Origin of the sequence: Mesorhizobium sp. M7A.F.Ca.MR.176.00.0.0 (assembly GCF_004023165.1) — a bacterium.
Lineage (GTDB): Bacteria > Pseudomonadota > Alphaproteobacteria > Rhizobiales > Rhizobiaceae > Mesorhizobium.
Map to the genome: position 1 here is coordinate 11940 of NZ_RZTC01000034.1, position 20315 is coordinate 32254.

Annotated in this window: 18 protein-coding genes; 5 read left to right on the forward strand and 13 right to left on the reverse strand. The window is 62.7% G+C overall.

The window, feature by feature from the left end; genetic code table 11:
- Positions 1–160: 160 nt before the first annotated feature.
- From EOB59_RS13800 to EOB59_RS13845, 10 genes are all read right to left on the reverse strand, one after another.
- A complete protein-coding gene (locus EOB59_RS13800; protein ID WP_127808200.1) occupies positions 161–1558 on the reverse strand; it encodes an NAD(P)(+) transhydrogenase (Re/Si-specific) subunit beta in 1398 nt (465 codons plus the stop codon).
- 6 nt (positions 1559–1564) lie between these two features.
- On the reverse strand, positions 1565–1993 hold the full coding sequence (locus tag EOB59_RS13805) for a proton-translocating transhydrogenase family protein (RefSeq protein ID WP_023813594.1): 429 nt from the start codon (positions 1991–1993) through the stop codon (positions 1565–1567).
- A complete protein-coding gene (locus EOB59_RS13810) occupies positions 1990–3258 on the reverse strand; it encodes a Re/Si-specific NAD(P)(+) transhydrogenase subunit alpha (protein WP_128288564.1) in 1269 nt (422 codons plus the stop codon). Before EOB59_RS13810 ends, EOB59_RS13805 begins: the two co-directional genes overlap by 4 nt.
- A gap of 84 nt (positions 3259–3342) precedes the next feature.
- Positions 3343–3567 carry an aa3-type cytochrome c oxidase subunit IV gene (locus EOB59_RS13815; RefSeq protein WP_127267396.1) on the reverse strand — a complete coding sequence of 75 codons (225 nt, stop codon included), beginning with the start codon at positions 3565–3567 and terminating at the stop codon, positions 3343–3345.
- Positions 3568–3777: 210 nt separating this feature from the next.
- Entirely contained in the window at positions 3778–3927 is a 150-nt protein-coding gene (locus EOB59_RS13820; RefSeq protein ID WP_013528205.1) for a DUF3096 domain-containing protein, read from the reverse strand.
- 118 nt (positions 3928–4045) lie between these two features.
- Positions 4046–4825 carry a hypothetical protein gene (locus EOB59_RS13825; RefSeq protein WP_127267397.1) on the reverse strand — a complete coding sequence of 260 codons (780 nt, stop codon included), beginning with the start codon at positions 4823–4825 and terminating at the stop codon, positions 4046–4048.
- A gap of 150 nt (positions 4826–4975) precedes the next feature.
- A complete protein-coding gene (locus EOB59_RS13830; protein ID WP_127321216.1) occupies positions 4976–7288 on the reverse strand; it encodes an EAL domain-containing protein in 2313 nt (770 codons plus the stop codon).
- Between the two features lie 144 nt (positions 7289–7432).
- Complete coding sequence (locus EOB59_RS13835; protein WP_128288565.1) at positions 7433–10927, reverse strand: indolepyruvate ferredoxin oxidoreductase family protein; 3495 nt, start codon at positions 10925–10927, stop codon at positions 7433–7435.
- Positions 10928–11146: 219 nt separating this feature from the next.
- A complete protein-coding gene (locus EOB59_RS13840) occupies positions 11147–11683 on the reverse strand; it encodes a hypothetical protein (RefSeq protein WP_128288566.1) in 537 nt (178 codons plus the stop codon).
- Entirely contained in the window at positions 11676–12287 is a 612-nt protein-coding gene (locus EOB59_RS13845) for a CGNR zinc finger domain-containing protein (protein ID WP_128288567.1), read from the reverse strand. The genes EOB59_RS13840 and EOB59_RS13845 overlap by 8 nt, the downstream gene beginning before the upstream one ends.
- A gap of 148 nt (positions 12288–12435) precedes the next feature.
- On the opposite strand from EOB59_RS13845, the gene EOB59_RS13850 reads away from it, so the two are divergent.
- The 4 genes from EOB59_RS13850 to EOB59_RS13865 all read left to right on the forward strand — a co-directional run bounded on the left by EOB59_RS13850 (position 12436) and on the right by EOB59_RS13865 (position 16746).
- Positions 12436–13341 carry a branched-chain amino acid ABC transporter permease gene (locus EOB59_RS13850; protein ID WP_128288568.1) on the forward strand — a complete coding sequence of 302 codons (906 nt, stop codon included), beginning with the start codon at positions 12436–12438 and terminating at the stop codon, positions 13339–13341.
- Between the two features lie 187 nt (positions 13342–13528).
- Positions 13529–14113: a TRAP transporter small permease subunit gene (locus EOB59_RS13855; RefSeq protein WP_128288569.1), complete on the forward strand. Its 585-nt coding sequence runs from the start codon at positions 13529–13531 to the stop codon at positions 14111–14113.
- Complete coding sequence (locus tag EOB59_RS13860; RefSeq protein WP_189526169.1) at positions 14110–15894, forward strand: TRAP transporter large permease subunit; 1785 nt, start codon at positions 14110–14112, stop codon at positions 15892–15894. Before EOB59_RS13855 ends, EOB59_RS13860 begins: the two co-directional genes overlap by 4 nt.
- A gap of 18 nt (positions 15895–15912) precedes the next feature.
- Positions 15913–16746 carry a zinc-binding dehydrogenase gene (locus EOB59_RS13865; RefSeq protein WP_164895647.1) on the forward strand — a complete coding sequence of 278 codons (834 nt, stop codon included), beginning with the start codon at positions 15913–15915 and terminating at the stop codon, positions 16744–16746.
- Between the two features lie 84 nt (positions 16747–16830).
- On the opposite strand, the gene EOB59_RS13870 is transcribed toward EOB59_RS13865, so the two are convergent.
- Positions 16831–17940: a TRAP transporter substrate-binding protein gene (locus EOB59_RS13870; RefSeq protein ID WP_013528215.1), complete on the reverse strand. Its 1110-nt coding sequence runs from the start codon at positions 17938–17940 to the stop codon at positions 16831–16833.
- Positions 17941–18202: 262 nt separating this feature from the next.
- Between EOB59_RS13870 and EOB59_RS13875 the strand changes: the two genes are divergently transcribed.
- On the forward strand, positions 18203–18976 hold the full coding sequence (locus EOB59_RS13875) for a gamma-glutamyl-gamma-aminobutyrate hydrolase family protein (RefSeq protein ID WP_128288571.1): 774 nt from the start codon (positions 18203–18205) through the stop codon (positions 18974–18976).
- A 34-nt stretch (positions 18977–19010) separates the two neighbouring features.
- Here the strand turns inward: EOB59_RS13875 and EOB59_RS13880 are convergent, their stop codons facing one another.
- Complete coding sequence (locus EOB59_RS13880; RefSeq protein ID WP_127396008.1) at positions 19011–19682, reverse strand: outer membrane protein; 672 nt, start codon at positions 19680–19682, stop codon at positions 19011–19013.
- Between the two features lie 120 nt (positions 19683–19802).
- Complete coding sequence (locus tag EOB59_RS13885) at positions 19803–20246, reverse strand: hypothetical protein (RefSeq protein ID WP_245486621.1); 444 nt, start codon at positions 20244–20246, stop codon at positions 19803–19805.
- Positions 20247–20315 lie beyond the last annotated feature (69 nt).

A 20315-nucleotide genomic window follows, 5' to 3' on the forward strand; every position in this document is an offset into this window, starting at 1 on the left:
GGCGCCTTCATCGCCAGCGCCGCCGCGGCTCTCGGCGGCAGGCAGCGCGACGACGAGGAAGCGGTGTTCCTCACCAGCCGCTGATCCGGCCAAGACGCCCAAAACAAAAGCCCGGCCGCAAGGCCGGGCTTTTGTTTGCTTCCGTCGCGCCGTGGTCGGATCAGTGATCCATGGCCTTGACGATCTCTTCGGTCATCTTCTTGGCATCGCCGAGCAGCATCATGGTGCCGTCCTTGTAGAACAGCGTGTTGTCGATCCCGGCATAGCCGGAACCGAGCGAGCGCTTGACGAACAGGCAGGTGCGGGCCTTGTCGACGTCGAGGATCGGCATGCCGTAGATGGGCGAAGACTTGTCGTCGCGCGCGGACGGGTTGGTGACGTCGTTGGCGCCGATGACATAGGCGACATCGGCTTGCGCGAATTCCGAGTTGATGTCCTCGAGTTCGAACACTTCGTCGTAGGGCACATTGGCTTCGGCGAGCAGCACGTTCATGTGGCCGGGCATGCGGCCGGCGACCGGATGGATGGCATATTTGACGTCGACGCCATTGGCCTTGAGCTTGTCGGCCATTTCGCGCAGTGCATGCTGCGCCTGGGCAACCGCCATGCCGTAGCCCGGCACGATGATGACTTTCTGGGCGTTCATCATGAGGTAGGCGGCATCGTCGGCGGAACCCTGCTTGACCGTGCGTTCGATGCCGTCATCGGCGGCCGCTGCCGTCTCGCCGCCGAAGCCGCCGAGGATGACCGAGATGAAGCTTCGGTTCATGCCTTTGCACATGATGTAGGACAGGATCGCGCCGGACGAGCCGACCAGCGCACCGGTGATGATCAGCGCCAGATTGCCGAGCGTGAAGCCGAGTGCGGCCGCCGCCCAGCCCGAATAGGAGTTGAGCATCGAGACGACGACCGGCATGTCGGCGCCGCCGATCGGGATGATGAGAAGGACGCCAAGGACGAGCGAGGCGGCAACGATCAGCCAGAAGACCAGCTTGGACTCGGTGGTGACCAGCAGCACGATCAGCACGACGAGCGCGATGGCAAGTGCCGCGTTGATGAAGTGGCGTCCGCCGATCATGATCGGCTTGCCGGACATGCGGCCGTCGAGCTTGAGGAAGGCGATGACCGAGCCGGTGAAGGTGATGGCGCCGATGGCGACGCCAAGGCTCATCTCGATCAGCGCCTGGGCGTGGATGTCGCCATCCGTGCCGATGCCGAAGCTTTCCGGCGCATAGATGGCGGCGGCCGCCACCATGACGGCAGCGAGGCCGACCAGCGAGTGGAACGCGGCGACCAGCTGCGGCATCGAGGTCATGGCGATGCGGCGCGCGGTGACGGCGCCGACGCCGCCGCCAATGGCCAGGCCGAGCACGATCAGGCCGAAGCGGCCGGCCGAGGGGGTTGCCAGCGCCAGCGTGGTGGCGATGGCGATGCCCATGCCGATCATGCCGTAGAGATTGCCCTGGCGGCTGGTGGTCGGATGCGACAGGCCGCGCAGCGCCATGATGAACAGGACGCCGGAGACAAGATAGAGGAAGGACGCGAAGTTGGCGTTCATGGCGCTCTACTTGTCCTTCTTCTTGTACATGGCCAGCATGCGCTGGGTGACGAGGAAGCCGCCGAAGATGTTGACCGACACCAGCATCAGCGCGACGAAGCCGAAGCCCGCGGCAATGCCGGAGGCGGCGATGCCGACGGCAAGCAGCGCGCCGACGACGATGACCGAGGAGATGGCGTTGGTGACGGCCATCAGCGGCGTGTGCAGCGCGGGGGTCACCGACCAGACGACGTAGTAGCCGACGAAGATCGCCAGGACGAAGATGGCGAAGCGGAAGACGAAGGGATCGATGGCGCCGCCGGACAGCGCATGCGCAGCATCACCCGCCGCGTCGGCACCACCAGGCGCGGTCGCCATGTTTTGCACCGCCAGCCGGACGGCGGCGGAAGCCTGGTCGAGCTGGTCAAGGGCTTTCTGCAGGGTCTGATCCATCACGCAATGCCTTTCGACTTCGACGAGGGCGACTTGGATGCGGCCGGTTTCTTGGGCGCGGCTTTCTTGGGCGAAGCGTCGGCGACCATGGTCTTGGCCGGGATCGCCGCCGGCTCGACATGGGGCTGCTGGTCAGACTTCACGAATGCCGGATGAACCACCTTGCCGCCGTCGGTCAGCATCGTTGCCTTGATCAGATCGTCATCGCGGTTGATGGCAAGCGTCTTGGTCGTCTTGTCGACCAGCGTTTCCAGGAAGGCAAACAGGTTTCTGGCATAAAGCAGCGAGGCCGACGCCGCGATGCGGCCAGGCACATTGAGATGGCCGACAATCTTGACGTTGTTGGCGGTGGTGACGACCTTGCCGGCTTCGGCGCCCTCGACATTGCCGCCACGCTCGACCGCCAGATCGACGAGAACCGAGCCTGGCTTCATCGAGGCGACCATGGCCGCTGAGACCAGCTTCGGCGCCGGTCGGCCGGGGATCAGCGCCGTGGTGATAACGATATCCTGCTTGGCGATGTGCTCTGATGTGAGTGCCGCCTGCTTGGCCTGGTATTCCTTAGACATCTCCTTGGCGTAGCCGCCGGCCGTCTCGGCCGCCTTGAATTCCTCGTCCTCGACCGCAAGGAACTTTGCGCCGAGCGAGGCGACCTGTTCCTTGGCGGCGGGGCGAACGTCGGTGGCGGTGACGACCGCACCAAGCCGGCGCGCGGTGGCGATCGCCTGCAGGCCGGCGACACCGACGCCCATGATGAAGACCTTCGCCGCCGGCACCGTGCCGGCCGCCGTCATCATCATCGGCAAGGCGCGGTCATATTCCGAAGCCCCGTCAATCACCGCCTGATAGCCGGCCAAATTGGCCTGCGAGGACAAGACGTCCATCGACTGCGCCCGGGTGATGCGTGGCATGAATTCCATCGAAAAGGCGGTGACGCCGGCCTTGGCAAGGGCTGCCACAGCGGCATCGTTGCCATAGGGATCCATGATGGCAATGACCGCTGTACCGGGCCTGTAGCTCTTCAGTTCGGCATCACCGGGCCGGCGCACCTTCAGCACGACATCGGCCTTGGCGACATCGGAAGCCTTGCCGATGGCGGCGCCGGCGCTCGCATAATCGGCATCGACGATGCGCGAATTCAGACCGGCACCGGCCTCGACGACGACGTCGAAGCCCAACGCCGCCAGCCGTTTCACCGTATCGGGCGAGGCCGCGACGCGCGGCTCGTTGGCATCGAGCTCACGAGGGATGAAAACCGTCTGTCCCACCGCATGATCCTTTCGGCCGGAAGCTATTTCCCGCAAGACGCCGGCCGGCCTCGCGGCGGCGCCGTGGACAAGGTGTCGGAAAATCTATCGGAGGATAAAGGCGCCGACGGCCATAATCAGCACGAACAGGATGGTCGCCGAGAAGAAGCCGCCCGCGAAGAAGCCGAAGGCCATCGCCAGAAGCAGGGCTCCGCAGAAAAGCGATCCGTATTTGGCCAGCGCGAGAAAGCCCGCATAGGTGCGGTCATGCTCGGCATAGTCCATCTTCGCGCCCAGTTCGACAGGACCGGTCGGCGAGTGATCAGCCATAGGAATACCCCTTCGAAGACATCTTTCAGGCACATAGCGAAAAGCCGGGCCGAGAGCAATGGCGCTATTGCCGCACAACAGCGGACAACTGCCTCAAAGAAAGGTTGAAGCCGGCTGCCAACGCGCGACGGAGTCCGATCGCTGGATTCTGATGCTTGATGCGGAAAGATGCTTCGAAAGCAGACGCTTGCGTGGCCTAAGCCGGCGCCCTCAGCCGGCTAGGTGCGGAAATAGCCCGAGCAACCCGACGACGATCAGATAGAGCGCGACGATGTAGTTCAACAGCCTTGGCATGACCAGGATCAGCACGCCGGCGATCAGCGAGATAAGCGGGGTGAGCGCAAGTGTGGAAATGGTCATGACGGGTTCCTTTGGCATATCCGTGGATTCGGCGACCAATGGCGAGGACGACAAGGCGCCGAGCCATCAGAACGCGTATCCGGCCGGAAAGCTCCAGTGGTTCTGCGAACGCCTAATCTCAGGCGGCTTCGCGAAAATATTTGGCAGTCGGCAGGATGGTCAGCGGCGCCAATTCTCCAGCACCAGGTGTCTCGAACAGCATACGCTGCTCCAGAGATGTGGATCGGAAGAATGGGAAGCGCGAGAACGACCGCTCGCGAATGGCAGCGACATTGGCGCGATAGAGCACGACCTTGTAGTTCAGGCCTGGATAGTCGCGCAGTTCGCCGATCTGCTCAGAACAGTAGATACGACGGTAGAAACCCGCATGTTCGGGCCGGATAGTCGAGAGACAGTAAGGTGCGTCGAAGTAGAAGCAGGCCATTCCGGCAAGGCGCAGCGTCAGGTAGGGGATCTGCGGATAGACCTTCGACCAGTCTGGGTCGGCAGCAAAGCGGCTCGGATCGGCAAAGTGCGCCCCGGCAGCCAGCATCGGGCGCAGGATGTCGCCGTAGACAGTTGTAGACGGCGATTGCGGCGTGGCCCGGCAGGCATGATGAATGCGCACCGTGGAGACCAGGATGCCGTCAATATAGACGCCGAACTTGGAACAATTTTCAGCTTCGTCGAGCTCGTCATGCACAATATGCTCCGGGTTTTCCGGCACCATATCATTCAAGCGATAGGATTTGTAGCGTAACCTATAGATGTCTTCGAGATCCTCTCCCTTGTCGCAGCGGCGATATTCCGTCCGCTCAAGCATCGCTGAAACATTGCGGGCGAAACTCGACATGCTGTCGGGCGAATTTTCTTCACCCCCGCCCGCCACATGGCCAAGCGCTTCCAACTGCACATCCATACTCAAACCCTCGTAAGTTTCCGCCGCAGTTCAACCTACGACGGGACCCTGAGATGTAAAAGATGAAAATGGAGCACACGTCGTTTACCGATCATTAACGTTAACGATCCGTAAATTTTTATGAAAAGGCGACACTCTTCCCGGCACCGGTCAGCGGCGTGCGGCTCTCTTGGCTGAATTGATGTCCTTGGCGAAGGGCCATACCGTGTTCGACATGGTCTCGATGCCGGAAGCGCTGAGCGCCGAACCGAACAGGAACCCCTGGACAAGGTCGGGCTTGACCTGCAGCGCCAGTATCTTGAGCTGCTCGAAGGTCTCTACACCCTCGACGGTGACCGAAAGCCCCAGTGGCCGCGATAGGTTGACGATACCCTTGAGCAGCTCGAGCGAACGGGGGTTCTGGGTGACGTCCATCAGGAACGAGCGGTCGATCTTGATCTTGTCGAGCGGCAGTTTGTGCAGATAGCTCAGGCTCGAATAGCCGGTGCCGAAATCGTCGAGCGCAATGCGTACGCCGATCTGCTTCAGCTCCTCGATATACTGGCGCGTCAGCGACTTGTCGTCGAGCAGCGCCGTTTCGGTGACCTCGATCTCGAGCCGGGAGGCGGCGAGGCCGGAGCCGGCCAACGCATCGCGAACCTTCTGGATGACGTCGCGGTTGCGGAAATCCTTGGCCGAGAGATTGACCGAGACGCTGGTCTGGTCCGGCCATTTGGCGCATTCGGCGCAGGCTGCCTGCAGCACGAAGGTGCTGATCTCGGAAATGATGCCCATTTCCTCGGCCAAAGGAATGAAGATGCTGGGCGAGATCGGCCCGAGATCGGGATGATCCCACCGGCACAACGCCTCGCAGCTGGCGATACGCATGGTGCTCATCGCCACGATCGGCTGATAGACCACCCTCAAGCCCTTGCTTTCCACGGCTGTACGCAGGTCCGCCTTCATCAGCTGACGGTTGCGGAAGGCGGCATCCATCGAGGCTTCGAACAGCCGCCAGCTGTTCTTGCCGAGCTCCTTGGCCTTGTAGAGCGCCAGGTCCGCCTTGACGATCATGGCGTCGACATCGGTATCCTTGACCCGTGACAGCACCGCGCCGCCGCTGGCCTGAATGCGCAGCCCGTGACCGGCGACGTCGACTTCCCCTTGCAGGCCGGCGAAAATCTCGTCGAGCTGGCTGGTCAGATGGCTCTCATCCTCGACGCGGTCGAAGAAGATCATGAACTCGTCGCCACCGAAACGGCTGACCGTGATATCTTGCCTGGCAATGGCGGCAAGCCGCTCGGCAACGGCATAGATCAAGCCATCGCCGATCGGATGGCCAAGCGTGTCGTTGACGCTCTTGAAATCGTCGAGGTCGAGCACCGCAAGGCCGCAGAGACGATCGCGATCGCCTGATACCATGGCCTCGCCTACCAGTTCATGGAAATAGGCGCGGTTGGGCAGGCCGGTGAGGTTGTCGTAACGTGCCATGAAGCGGATCTTGTCTTCCGCCTCGACACGGGCGGTGACGTCCTCGAAGGTGATGACGCCCAGTTCCTGGCTGCCTTCGCGCGCCGAGAACTCGTAATGCTGGCCGTTGGCGAGGGAAACCAGCACCTTGCGGTCGCGGCCCTCGCGCAGGGCACGCGTCAGCTGGGCCTCGATGTAGCGGCAATCCTTGGGCGCCAGCATGCCGCCGGCGACACCGCGCATCAACAGACCATGGATCGACCGGCCGAGCAGCGCGTCGGGCGACTTGAGCGACATCAGATGCGCGGCCTCGGCATTGGCCACCGCGACGCGGCCGTCCGGGCCGAGCATGACAAGGCCGTGCGACATGGTGTTGAGCGCTCGGTTGAAGCGCTGGGCGATGCGATTGGCCTTTTTTTCCTCGGACAGGGCGGCGAAAAGCACCTCGCGGACCAGATCGGCGAAGCGCTTGATGGCAAAAAGAAATGGCGCCGAAAGCAGGCCGAGAATGAAGTGATAGGGATCGCCCCGCAGGATGAAGCCCAGCGAGATCGGCCAAGTCATGGTCATAATGAAGATCACGACCATCCTGGGCGAACCATAGTTGCGGCCAGCAATAGACGTGGCGGAGGCAAGCGTCACGCAGACGGCAGCTATTTCCGCGAACGGGTCATAGGCAAGATAGATGCCGACAAAGCAGAAGGCACCAAGCATGAAGCCATGCATCGAGCCGTACAGTATGTAGTCGTTCTCGCGGCGACGCGCCTCTTCCCAATTTTGAGGCGAAGGAGCGTGACGATATTTCCTGATGTTGCGAAGACGAAGGAAGGCGACAGCCAGCAGTCCGAGGGTGACGGCGAGATAGGCCGGATCCATGGTTTTCCAGTAAACCAGCACGACCAGCAGGGTTTGGGCAAAGAATCCTATCGAAAGCGTCAACCCGTCGCGAAACAAGGTTTCCACGAACGGAATGTAGACGTCGACCGGAATCTCGTTCTTCTTTATCAGATTCAACGCCTGAATCCCAACCCTGGGGAGCCAAGCAGTGCCACATCCGCCTTAAGAAAGATTTAGAGAGGCCCCGCCGCTCCTGCCGTCAAGCCGGGTGACGCAACGGAAAGCAAGGAAACTGTCGTTCAGGTAAACAAGGCGTATCGATCATTCCGCGGCCTGAAGTTTCGGCCGCGCCGGCGTACTCGACAGGCGTTCGAGCAGCCTTTGGCGTTCGCTCGAAGCCTTGTCGGCGCTGGCTCGACGGACGTGACCATAGCCGCGAATGAGGGCCGGCACCGAGGCCAGCGCAACGGCCGCATCGACCCTGGCCGGGGCCAGCGATCCGGCGATGAGCTCCAGATCCGCCTCATACTGCGCCAGCAGCCGCCGCTCCATGCGCCGTTCGGCGGTGTAGCCGAACAGGTCGAAGGCGGTGCCGCGCAGGCCCTTCATCGCCGACAGCAGGCGAAAACCCTTCATCATCCACGGGCCGAAGCTCGATTTCCTAGGGCTTCCGTCATTGCCGCGACGGCCCATGATCGGCGGCGCGAGGTGGAATTCGAGCCTTTCGTAGCTCTGGAACTGCTTGCCCAGTTCGGCGGCGAAAGAGCCGTCCGTGTAAAGACGCGCCACCTCGTATTCGTCCTTGATCGCCATCAGCTTGAACAGGTTCCTGGCGGCGGCCTGCGACACCGTGGTCGACCCGGGTATGGCCTTCGCTTCGGCGGCGCGCAAAACGGCCAGTTTTTCGGCATAACGCCTGCCATAGGCGGCGTTCTGATAGGCTGTCAGGAAGGCGACGCGGCGGGCGATGATATCGTCCAGTGTCTCGGCGACATCCGTGCCCGGGCCGGCCTTTCCAGCGACGGCTGGACCCGGCTGGGCAACGAGGCCGCGCACGAATTCCGGCTGATGGGCAGCGCGACGTCCCCAGCGGAACGCGGCGACGTTCATCGCCACGGCTTCGCCATTGAGCTCGATCGCCTTCTCGACCGCCTCGGCGGATAGCGGCAGCCCGCCATGCTGGAAGGCAAAGCCGAGCATGAACATGTTGGCGCCGAGCGAGTTGCCGAAAAGTGCCGTGGCGGTGCGGGTGGCGTCGAAGAAATGCGCCTTGTCGTCGCCCGCGGCCGCACGGATCGCCTTTTTCAGCCGCTCTATCGGCAACGAAAAATCCGCCGAGCGGGCAAATTCGCCAGGCATGATCTCGGCGGTGTTGGCGACGAAGATGGTGTGGCCCTCGCGCACCGCGGTCAGCACCTTCTTGGCGCCCGACACGACGAGATCGCAGCCAAGCACCAGATCGGCCTTGCCGGCCGAAACGCGGATGGCATGGATGTCGTCGGGGGTGCGGGCGATGCGGACATGCGTGAACACCGAGCCACCCTTCTGGGCGAGGCCGGCCATGTCGATCATGCCGCAGCCCTTGTCCTCGAGATGCGCCGCCATGCCAAGCACCGCACCTACGGTGACGACGCCCGTGCCGCCGACGCCGTCGATGATCGCCGCCCAGCCCTGCTCGCCAAGCGGGAATTGCGCCGGCACAGGCACGCCTTCCAGCGGATCGGCCTTGCCGGCCAGGCCCTCGGCCTTGCGGATCTTGGCGCCGTGCACAGTGACGAAGGACGGGCAGAAGCCGTTGACGCAGGAGAAATCCTTGTTGCAGCTCGACTGGTCGATCTTGCGCTTGCGGCCGAATTCGGTCTCGACCGGCTGGATCGAGACGCAGTTCGACTGCACGCCGCAATCGCCGCAGCCCTCGCAGACCAGCTCGTTGATGAAGACCCGCTTGTCGGGATCGGGGAAGGTGCCGCGCTTGCGGCGGCGGCGCTTTTCGGCGGCGCAGGTCTGGTCGTAGAGCAGCACGGAGACGCCTTTGACATCGCGCAGCTCGCGCTGGACGAGATCGAGGTCGTCGCGGTGATGGATGGTGGCGCCGGCCGGGAATTCGGCCTTGCCGGCATATTTGCCGGGCTCATCTGTGACGATGGCGATGCGGTCGACGCCTTCGGCGCGCACCTGCCTGGCGATCATGTCGACGGTCAGGCCGCCTTCGTGCGGCTGGCCGCCGGTCATGGCGACGGCGTCATTGTAGAGTATCTTGTAGGTGATGTTGGCATCGCTCGACAGCGCGAAGCGGATCGCCAGCGTACCGGAATGGTTGTAGGTGCCGTCGCCGAGATTCTGGAAGATGTGCTCGCGCTTGGAGAACGGCGCCTGGCCGACCCATTGCGCGCCCTCGCCGCCCATGGCCGTGAAACCGACGGTGTTGCGGTCCATCCACAGCGCCATGAAGTGGCAGCCGATGCCGGCCGCGGCGATAGAGCCGTCCGGCACCTTGGTGGACGAATTATGCGGGCAACCGGAACAGAAGAACGGTGTGCGCGAGCCGATGTCGGTGGCCTCGGTGAGCATTGCCTGGAACTGGCGCAGCTTCGCCACCCGCGCCGAAATCTCTTCGGACGGGCCGATGGTCCTGACGATCCTCTCGCCAAGCGCAATGGCGATCTCGTTGGGATCGAGCGCGCCCTTGGCCGGAAACAGCCAGTCGCCGCGCTCGTCCTTCTTGCCGATAATGACCGGTTGGGTGGCAGTGCCATAAAGGCTTTCGCGCAGCTGCACTTCGATCAGCGAGCGCTTCTCCTCGACGACGACAATGGTGTCGAGGCCGCGGGCGAAATCGGCGATGTGATGCAGGTCGAGCGGCCAGGGGCAGCCGACCTTGAACAGCCGCACGCCGATGCGGTTGGCGGCCGCCTCGTCGATGCCGATGTCCTCCAGCGCCTGACGGACATCGAGATAGCTCTTGCCCAGCGTGATGATGCCGATCTTCGGGTTGCGGCCGCCCGAATAGACGATGCGGTTCAGCCCGTTGGCAAGGATGAAGGCGGAAGCCGCGGCGCGCTTGTGCTCATGCAGCCGCTCCTCCTGACCGAGCATATCGATCTCGTGGCGAATGTTGAGACCGCCTGATGGCATGTCGAAATCCGGCACGACGATGTTCAGCCGCTCGAGCGAGGCATCGACCGAGGCCGTCGATTCGATGTTGTCCTTGACGCATTTGATCGCCGCCCAGGTACCGGCAAAGCGCGACATGGCAAAGCCGTAGAGCCCGTAATCGATGATCTCCTGGACACCGGCGGGATTGAGGATCGGCACCATCGTGTCGACGAACAGGAATTCGGTGGCGTGCGCATTGGTCGAGGATTCGGCCATATGGTCATCGCCCATCAGCGCAAGCACGCCGCCATGCTTCGACGATCCGGCGAGGTTGGCGTGGCGGAACACGTCGCCTGAGCGATCGACACCCGGTCCCTTGCCGTACCAGACCGAAAAGACGCCGTCATGAGTGCCCTCGCCCAGCAGTTCCGTCTGCTGCGTTCCCCAGCAAGCGGTGGCGGCAAGCTCCTCGTTGAGACCCGGCTGGAAGACGATGTCAGCCTGGGCGAGCTGTTTCTTCGCCTTCCAAAGCTGCATGTCGAGGCCGCCGAGCGGCGAACCGCGATAGCCGGAGACGAAGCCGGCCGTGTTCAGGCCGGCGCGGCGATCACGCTCGCGCTGCATCAGCAGCATGCGAATGACCGCCTGCGCGCCAGACAGGAAGATGCGCTCCTTTGCGAGATCGAACTTGTCGTCGAGCGCGACGTCGTGCAGCGTCATCAGGCATTTCCTCTGCGGAGGCCACGCGGGGCAGGCAGCCAACGTCGGGGTCGGATGACGCATCCTTTCTCCCCTTGCAAGGCAGGTCAAACAAAATCGCAGATGCCAGGCAACGCGCAACGAACAGTCCGCGGCCATCCTGAATCGGGTATGAAACCGGTCCGCGGATATTGCCCGGCGCACGAAAATTTCAGCTGCGGCCCGGATGGCCACGACGCGTCAGCCGCCCTTCGAGCAATCCGGCTTCGGTTCGCCCGGCAGCTTGCCGTCGGGATGGCCGACGAGATCGGGATTGGCGGTGTAGAGCTGGTCGATGACCAGCGGCCGGTCGGGCAGGATCGACTGGTCTTCCGTCGACATCAGCGTGGTGTCGATCTTCTGCAGGACCGCGCCGTCGGCGCCCTTGATGCTGATGGCAATCGCATAGGGCTTGTTCTTGACGACGCAGGTCAGTGCCGGACTCTCCAGCGTCACCTTGTCGAGCTTCGGCCAGACCTTCTGCTCGACCACCAGAGGCGCGCCGCCGGCGGGATCCTGGAAGCTGGCGACCGCGACCTGGCCCTCTCCCATCGGCTTCAGCGGCCGCAGGGTCACGACATAAGTCGCCCTTGCGAGGCGGTAGTTGAAGACGAATATCTTACCGGAAATCTCGAACAGCTTGCCTTCGTCATTGCCGATATCGCGGCAGGCGCCGAGCGCAACGGCTGCGATGAGTGCCACGCCGACAAGGATCGAACGGGAAAGGCCGCTACGCATTCTTGACCTCATTTTCCGCCATGCGACGGCGACGATAGTGACGGCTTGCCTTCTGCCTGTTGCCACACACCGCCATGTCGCACCAAAGGCGGCTGGAATTGCGGCTTCTGTCGACGAACAGCCAGGTGCAATTGGGACAGATCCTCAGCCTCGCGACGGTGTCGTCACGCAGAAGCGACAACGCCGAAACCGCCAGTGCCGCCTCGAAGGCGATCGGCGTCAGGGGATCACCGAACGGTCTCCCCGGCGCACCGATGTCGGTCCGGCTGCCAGCAAGGCCATCGGCGCAGGCTCTCAGGAATCCGGGCAGATCAGTGGTGGCAACCGCGCCCTTCGACGCCGCATCACGAAACAGCCGGTCAGTCGCCTCGCGGATCGACAGCACGACGGGTGCGATCGCCACCGCCGAGGATACCGCCAATGGCCTATCGCCAAGTTCGGCAGCGCGAAAGCGGCTCGCCGCATCGGCGAAGCGGGCAATCTCGGCCGGATCGTCGAAGCGATCGAAGGTTCGCCCCGGATCGCCGCGCAGCACGACGGTGTTCGCTGTGTCGAGCGCAAGCAGGCCGCCGGTGAAGCGGTGCGGGGTCCAGGATACCGTCATGGCGAAAATCTAACCCATAAATCATATTTGACAAGTTAGATTCAGCGATGCACCCTCACTCTGGGCTGCGATGATCTTCGCAGCCTTTTGAGCCTGTCGTTGGCCAGGACCGCTTCGCACTTTTGGGCGGCATGCTTCGAGGTTTTGCATGCTCTATTTCTTCCAGCAGGTGCTGAACGGGCTGCATTCGGGCGCGCTTTATGCGCTGCTCGCCTTTGGCTATGTGCTGACCAACGGCATCCTGCACCGCACCAATCTCGCCTATGGCGCGTTGTTCGCCTTTTGCGGCCAGACGATGATCCTGACCGCGGCCTTCGGCTATCAGATGCTGTGGCTGACGCTGCTGGCGGCGGTGGCGCTCGGCGTCGTCGCTGCGTTCCTCTATGCCGCGCTGATCAGCCACGTGCTGTCGCGCAGTGTCTTCGAACCTTTGGCCGACCGCACGCCCAATGCAATTGTGGTGACGACGCTCGGCATCCTGCTGCTGCTGTCCGAAGCGAGCCGCATCGCCGCCGACACGCACGATCTGTGGCTGCCGCCGATGCTGGCGCAGCCTATCGTTTTCGCGCAGGGCGCCACCTTCAGGGCAACGCTGACGCTCATCCAGCTCATCGACTGCGCCGTGGTGGTGACGGCAATCGCGCTGGCCAGCTGGGCTTTTGCCCGGTCGAGCTTCGGACGGCGCTGGCGCGCCGTCTCCGACGACCCCAAGGCAGCCGCTATGTGCGGCGTCGAGGTGCGCGCGGTGTTCCGGCACGCGGTCCTGTTCGGCGGCTTCTGCGCCGCGCTGGCCGGTGTGATGGCCGGGCTCTATTACGGCAATGTCAGCTTCGGCTCGGGCCTCGTCTACGGCCTGAAAATCCTGTTCGTGACGGCGGTCGGCGGCTATCTCTCCCCGTCGCGCGCGGCACTCGGCGCGGCCGCCTTCGGCATGGCCGAATCGCTGTGGGCCGGCTATTTCCCGGTCGAATGGCGCGATGCGTGGATGTATCTGTTCCTGGTCACGACGCTGATCCTGATCGGCGCCGGCCGCGACACCGGCAAAATCGCCTGAAAACGTCAGACTTTGGTTGCATGACGCCGGGGCAGATCACCGCTATTGGGCACTGTCTGCCATGCGATGACATTTGCTGCCTCTATCCTTGTTGACCCGTCAGTCCACGCGCGGCATACCGTTGGACCACGCGGCGTGACGGACAAAAAGGGGGGAGCCGGCACGCCTCCGGTACAGGGAGGAATGCATGGCAGGGCTGCTCGCTCTATCCAGGACTATTGATCGCGCCAACGAATTCATCGGCAAATGGATATCGTGGCTGATCCTGCTGGCGATCCTGGTGAGCGCCGCCAACGCCATTATCCGCAAGGTGTTCGACATTTCCTCGAACGCCTGGCTCGAGCTGCAATGGTATCTGTTCGGCGCCGCCTTCATGCTGGCGGCCGCCTATACGCTGAAACAGAACGAACATATCCGCATCGACATCGTCTACGGCCTGTTTTCACGCCGCGTGCAGCACTGGATCGACCTGCTCGGGCATCTCTTCTTCCTGATGCCGTTCGTGACGCTGATGGTGATCTATTTCGTGCCCTATGTGTCGCTGTCGTTTCGCAGCGGCGAGATGTCCAACAATTCCGGTGGTCTGATCATCTGGCCGGCCAAGGCCATCCTGCTCGTCGGTTTTTTCCTGCTCGCGCTGCAGGGCACCTCCGAGATCATCAAGAAGATCGCCATCATGCGCGGCGACATGGACGATCCCAATCCGTTCATTTCCGTGCATGAACAGGCCGAACTCGAAGCCAAGGCGCTGGCCGACGAGGTGCGCTCGTGATGGAGTTCATCGCGCAGAACATGGCACCGATCATGTTCGCTTCGCTGATCATCTTCCTGCTGATCGGCTACCCCGTCGCTTTTTCCTTGGCCGCCAACGGCTTGATGTTCTTCTTCATCGGCGTGCTGCTGTCGCCTTATTCCGGAGGATCGATCAACCTCGCCTGGCCGCTCCTGCACGCATTGCCGGATAATTTCTACGGCAGCCGGGTGATGTCGAACGACACGCTGCTGGCCATCCCGTTCTTCACCTTCATGGGCATCGTGCTCGAGCGATCGGGCATGGCCGAAGACCTGCTCGACACGATCGGCCAGCTGTTCGGGCCAATCCGCGGTGGCCTTGCCTATGCGGTGATCTTCGTCGGCGCGCTCTTGGCGGCGACCACCGGCGTGGTGGCGGCTTCCGTCATCGCCATGGGCCTTATCTCGCTGCCGATCATGCTGCGCTATGGCTATGACCGCCGGCTCGCATCCGGTGTCATTGCCGCCTCCGGCACGCTTGCCCAGATCATCCCGCCGTCGCTGGTGCTGATCGTGCTTGCCGACCAGCTCGGCCGTTCTGTCGGCGACATGTATGCCGGCGCGCTGATCCCCGGCCTCGTGCTCACCGTCCTCTATATGTCCTACATCCTGATCATGTCGATCATCCGGCCGAACTCGATGCCGGCGCTGCCGCTCGAGGCCCGTACACTCGGCCATGGCGTGATGTCGCTGCTGGTGGCTTTGCTCGTCACATCAGCGGTTTCCTATGCGGCATATCGTTATCTGGCGCCGGCGCATGGCGACAATGCCGACATTCTCGGCGCGACTGCCGGAGTCCTGTTCATCTACATCGTCGCCATTGCCGACAAACGCCTGAATTTCAACATGATGTCCAGGCTCGCGCAGCAGGTGATCATCGTGCTGATCCCCCCGCTGGCGCTGATCTTCCTGGTGCTGGGCACCATCTTCCTGGGCATCGCCACGCCGACCGAAGGCGGCGCCATGGGTTCCGTTGGCGCCTTGATCATGGCGGCGGCAAAGGGGCGCTTGTCGCTTGACGTCGTCAAGCAGGCACTGGCCTCGACGACAAGGCTATCGTCCTTCGTGCTTTTCATCCTGATCGGCGCACGGGTGTTCTCACTGACCTTCTACGGCGTCAACGGCCACATCTGGGTCGAGCACCTTTTGACGTCGCTGCCGGGCGGCGAGGTCGGCTTCCTGATCGGCGTCAACATGCTCGTCTTCTTCCTCGCTTTCTTCCTCGACTTCTTCGAATTGGCGTTCATCATCGTACCGCTGCTGGCGCCCGCCGCCGACAAGCTCGGCATCGACCTGATCTGGTTCGGCGTGCTCCTGGGCGTCAACATGCAGACCAGCTTCATGCACCCGCCCTTCGGCTTCGCGCTGTTCTACCTGCGTTCGGTGGCTGCGCGCGTGCCCTATCTCGATCGTCTCACCGGCAAACAAATCGCGCCGGTGACCACCGGGCAGATCTATTGGGGCGCGGTGCCCTTTGTCTGCATCCAGGTGATCATGATCGGGTTGACCATCGCCTTCCCGCAAATGGTGATGCACTACAAGGGAACGACCGTCGATCCGGGCACGATCGACTACCAGGTGCCGGAGATGCCCGGCCTGTCGCCGCTCGGCACGCCGCCGGCGGATGGCGCAGCGCCTGCCAGCGGCGGCACGGCTCCCGCCGCCCCCGATCTGTCGCAGCCGCCGAGCTTCGGCGACGCGCCGCCGGCCAAGCCGGCAACGCCACAGCCCGACCTGTCGCAACCGCCAAGCTTCAACTGAACCGGCATGGTCAAAACCATGAAAGCGGTGCGGCTGGAAGCAGTGGGCGGCATCACGCTGCGCGACGTCGACATGCCTGACATCGGTGCGGATGAGCTGCTGGTGCGCATCGAAGCCTGCGGCGTCTGCAGCAATCTGCGCGCCATCGGCATTCATCGCGACGGCGGCTTTGCCGAATACCTTGCCTTGCCGCAGAAGCAGGCTTTCGTCCTGCCTGCGGGCCTCGATCCCATGCACGGCGCGTTCTGCGAGCCGCTCGGCTGTTGCCTGCACGGCGTCGACCTTGCCGGGATCAAACCGGGCAGCTCGGTGGTCGTGCTTGGCGGCGGCGTGATCGGCCTGCTCACCGTGCAGCTGGCAAGATTGGCGGGAGCCACGACCATCATCCTGTCGACCAGGCAAGCCTCGCGGCGCGCCCTCGCCGAGGACCTCGGCGCGACAATGACTATCGATCCAACCACCGCCGATGTCATCGATGCCATCGCCGGACCGGTGGGGCTGGTGCCAGGCGGTGTCGACGTCGTCTTCGAATGTGCGGGCGTGCGAGAGACCGTCGAGCAGTCGATGCGGCTGGCCCGCGCCGGTGGCACGGTCGTCATCGTCGGCGTGACGCCGCAAGGCGTGAAAGCTGAATTCGAGCCGTTCGACCTGCTGTTCCGGGAACTGAAGGTGCTCGGTTCCTTCCTCAATCCCTACACCCATCGCCGTGCCGCCGAACTCATTGCTTCCGGCACGATCGAGATCGATAGGCTGATCTCCAGGCAGGTGTCGCTTGAAGAAGCGCCAGCGGTGATCGCCAATCCGCCGGCGCCCGGCGAGGTCAAGGTTCTGGTGGTGCCGCGCCGAGGCTGAACCGCCGGTTTCGCCTCCGGTATATACAGAAAAGCTCCCTGAGCGGGTTCCGCCCAGAGAGCTTTTGAGCAGAAGTCCGGCCGACTACAGCTTGCCGTTGCGCTGCTGGACCATCATGAAGGTGTCGTAATTGTATTCGGCCACCTGCGCCCAGAGATAATGCTCCTTGCGGAAGCCCTTGATCGATTCCCAGATCTTCTTGAACGGGGCGTTGGAGGCTTCCATTTCGGTATAGACCTCGTTGGCCTTTTCGAAGCAGGCGGCCATGATCTCCTGGCTGAACGGGCGCAGTTTCGCGCCGCCGGCTACCAGTCGCTTCACCGCCGCAGGGTTCAGATAATCGTATTTCTGCAGCATGTTGGCGTCGGCCGCCTGCGCGGCAGTGTGCAGCAGCGACTTGTACGTCGGCGAAAGTTCTTCGTACTTCGCCTTGTTGAACATCAGGTGGACGGTCGGGCCGCCCTCCCACCAGCCGGGATAGTAATAATAGGGCGCGACCTTATAGAAGCCGAGCTTCTCGTCGTCATAGGGACCAACCCATTCGGCCGCGTCGATGGTGCCTTTCTCCAGCGCGGGATAGATATCGCCGCCGGCGATCTGCTGCGGCACGACGCCGAGCTTCTGCACCACCTTGCCGGCAAAACCGCCGATTCGCATCTTGAGGCCGGAAAGGTCGGCCACCGTGTTGATTTCCTTGCGGAACCAGCCGCCCATCTGGACGCCGGTGTTGCCGCCCGGCAGGCCGAAAAGGCCCTGCGTGGCGAGAAACTCGTTGAACAGGTCGATGCCGCCGCCATGGTAATGCCAGGCATTCATGCCGCGTGCGTTGAGCGAAAAGGGAACCGCCGCACCCAGCGCCCATGTCGGGTCCTTGCCCCAGTAATAATATGCCACCGTATGACAGGCCTCGACCGTGCCGGCCGTGGTGGCGTCTGCGGCCTGCAGGCCTGGCACCAGCTCTCCGGCGGCGAAGACCTGGATCTGGAAGTTACCGTCGGTGGCTTCCGACAGCATCTTGGAGAACACCTCGGCACCGCCATAGATGGTGTCGAGCGACTTCGGGAAGGACGACGCCAGCCGCCATGTCACCTTGGGATTGGACTGGGCTATTGCGGGCGCCGCCAGCGTGGCCGCCGCCGCGGCGGCACCGACGCCGGTGACACCGGCCTTGCGAATGAATGAACGACGATCCATGAAGTTCCTCCCTTTTGGATCAACAGGCCGACGTCAGGAAATCCTCGGTTTCCGTGTCGGTTCGTTCGAGACAATACACGGGCAAGAAGTCGAGTCCAGCACGGCGGCCCGATTTGACGGCGAAGCCCGGCTGCCCTGCAACTATAGTCTAACAGGCCGTTTCGTGGCCCATGCGACACGCCGAAACTTGGCATGGAAAAACAACCGGGGATCGCCTATTTTAGCGGCAGGTATCCCTTGCCCAGATGGAACACAGAGCAAAATGCATCAGCCGCTCGTCGCCATATCGACCGACGTCCGTCAGTTCGACAACTACACTTGGCACGCCGCCCCGCAGCAATATCTGGAAGCGGCGATCACCGGCGCCGGCGTGTTCCCGCTGTTGGTGCCGTCATTTGGCGACCGGCTCGACTTCGACGAGCTCCTGTCGTCGGTGGACGGCGTCATGGTCACCGGCTCGAAATCCAATGTGCATCCCTCGCTCTATGGCGGCGACGCCAGCGAAGCCAATGGCCCTTATGATCCGGCGCGCGACGCCACGACGCTGCCGCTGATCCGCCGGGCGATCGAACGCGGCGTGCCGCTGCTCGCCATCTGCCGCGGCATCCAGGAATTGAACGTGGCGCTGGGCGGCACGCTCGGCACCGAGATCCAGGAGCGCGAGGGCTCGCTCGACCACCGCGCGCCGGTGAGCGACAAGCAGGACGAACGCTTCGCCATCCACCAGACCATTTCCATCAAACCTGACAGTTGCCTGGCCGGTGTGTTCGGTGCCGGCGACATCAAGGTCAATTCGTTGCACCGCCAAGCCATCGACCGGCTCGGCTCGAAGCTGCAGGTCGAGGCCGTCGCCACCGACGGCACGGTCGAGGCGGTTTCGGTGCGCGACGCCCGCGCCTTCGCCGTCGGCGTGCAATGGCACCCGGAATACTGGGTCAAGTCGGACAGCAATTCGGTGAAGATATTCCGGGCCTTCGGCGATGCGGTCAGGGGCCACGCCCTGATCCGCCAGGCAGCGCGTACGGCGGCAGAGTAAACGACCGGGTCCGCCCCCTGGCGCGAACCCGCGATCAGAACTTATAGCTGACGCCGAAGCGTACGGTTTGAGTCGTCACGTCGGTTGGGTAAAGCCAGGAACTGTCGGTCGCTGGATTGTCGGAGAACGTGCCAAAATCGCTGTAGCGATACTCGACCCGCGTCGTCCAGTTTTGCGCGAAGGCATATTCGATACCAGCGCCCACAGTCCAACCTGCCTTTGTGTTGGACGAGCTATCCGTCGTGGTGCCGTCGTCATATTTGGTATCGAAGTGAGCGACTGCGAGACCGCCCGTACCGTACAGGAGAGCCGGTCCCACCGCATAGCCAAGACGTGCGCGCAACGAGCCCTGAACGTCGATTTTGGTTTTGATATTGCCCGCATACGCGGAATCCACGGAGCCGCCCGCTCCCGAGGCTTCGAGATCGGCCTCGACGCCAAGAACGATCGAATTGAAGGCCTGATTGTAGCCGGCGTGGATACCTCCAATCACTCCGTCGGACTTCCACGAGTCAGCCCAATCGGAACTGCCGTCGTCGATATTGACGTCGTGGCTATCGACGTGCCCCCAATTGTATCCAAGCTGCGCGCCCACATAGTAGCCACTCCATTCGTAAGCCACCGGAGCTTCGACAAGCGCGTCGGCAGCGAAAGCGCCACCCGAAAGGGCGACAAGCATGGTGGATGCGAGAAGGATGGATTTCACGTTAGGCCCCCAATTGAATGGTGCATAACGATCTATCTTCGTTTGTATCGCAAGATGCTAAAATAGCGTGGAACTTCTTTTCGCAATCGGCGTGGCAGAACGGCCACTATGATTGGCTGGCTAAACCGCCATGGCGGTGCGATACCTGCCCTTTGTAGCGGCAGAATAGGCCGCTGGGCATTTATAGCTATTCAGCGACAGCAACGGTAGCGCCGGGGCATAAGATTCGTAGCCGTCGCCATCGGCAGCCGCGAAGGTGACGATCGGATCGACGCCGTTGGCGCTGAAGGCGACCGTGCCGTCGTTTTGCTCGCGCCAGAACTTCGCCTGCTCTATGCCGGGCAAGAGCCGGCGGCATTTCGGAGCAACGGTGACCAGCGACAAACCGTCCGAAATTTCGGCCCCGCGGCTGACTGCACAGACCGCCTCATCGCCATTGGCGACCAGCCTGTAGCTGTTGGACGGGGCGGCCTCGTTGGCCACGCTTTCTCGGCTGCCGCCATGAAACAGCTGAATGCCGCCAAACAGCGCTGCGGCAGCGATCGATGCGGAAAGTGCTTTCATCATTTTTCATCCACGTACACGGACAGGTTGAACAATGATTCCAAATGGTTAAGCTGACGTTAATAAATG

What these genes read in the sequence shown, in the direction of transcription:
- EOB59_RS13800 (WP_127808200.1), bottom strand. Translation starts at nt 1,558, where the DNA reads ATGAACGCCAACTTCGCGTCCTTCCTCTATCTTGTCTCCGGCGTCCTG.
- EOB59_RS13815 (WP_127267396.1), bottom strand. Translation starts at nt 3,567, where the DNA reads ATGGCTGATCACTCGCCGACCGGTCCTGTCGAACTGGGCGCGAAGATG.
- EOB59_RS13820 (WP_013528205.1), bottom strand. Translation starts at nt 3,927, where the DNA reads ATGACCATTTCCACACTTGCGCTCACCCCGCTTATCTCGCTGATCGCC.
- EOB59_RS13825 (WP_127267397.1), bottom strand. Translation starts at nt 4,825, where the DNA reads ATGGATGTGCAGTTGGAAGCGCTTGGCCATGTGGCGGGCGGGGGTGAA.
- EOB59_RS13835 (WP_128288565.1), bottom strand. Translation starts at nt 10,927, where the DNA reads ATGACGCTGCACGACGTCGCGCTCGACGACAAGTTCGATCTCGCAAAG.
- EOB59_RS13840 (WP_128288566.1), bottom strand. Translation starts at nt 11,683, where the DNA reads ATGCGTAGCGGCCTTTCCCGTTCGATCCTTGTCGGCGTGGCACTCATC.
- EOB59_RS13845 (WP_128288567.1), bottom strand. Translation starts at nt 12,287, where the DNA reads ATGACGGTATCCTGGACCCCGCACCGCTTCACCGGCGGCCTGCTTGCG.
- EOB59_RS13850 (WP_128288568.1), top strand. Translation starts at nt 12,436, where the DNA reads ATGCTCTATTTCTTCCAGCAGGTGCTGAACGGGCTGCATTCGGGCGCG.
- EOB59_RS13855 (WP_128288569.1), top strand. Translation starts at nt 13,529, where the DNA reads ATGGCAGGGCTGCTCGCTCTATCCAGGACTATTGATCGCGCCAACGAA.
- EOB59_RS13865 (WP_164895647.1), top strand. Translation starts at nt 15,913, where the DNA reads ATGAAAGCGGTGCGGCTGGAAGCAGTGGGCGGCATCACGCTGCGCGAC.
- EOB59_RS13870 (WP_013528215.1), bottom strand. Translation starts at nt 17,940, where the DNA reads ATGGATCGTCGTTCATTCATTCGCAAGGCCGGTGTCACCGGCGTCGGT.
- EOB59_RS13875 (WP_128288571.1), top strand. Translation starts at nt 18,203, where the DNA reads ATGCATCAGCCGCTCGTCGCCATATCGACCGACGTCCGTCAGTTCGAC.
- EOB59_RS13885 (WP_245486621.1), bottom strand. Translation starts at nt 20,246, where the DNA reads ATGAAAGCACTTTCCGCATCGATCGCTGCCGCAGCGCTGTTTGGCGGC.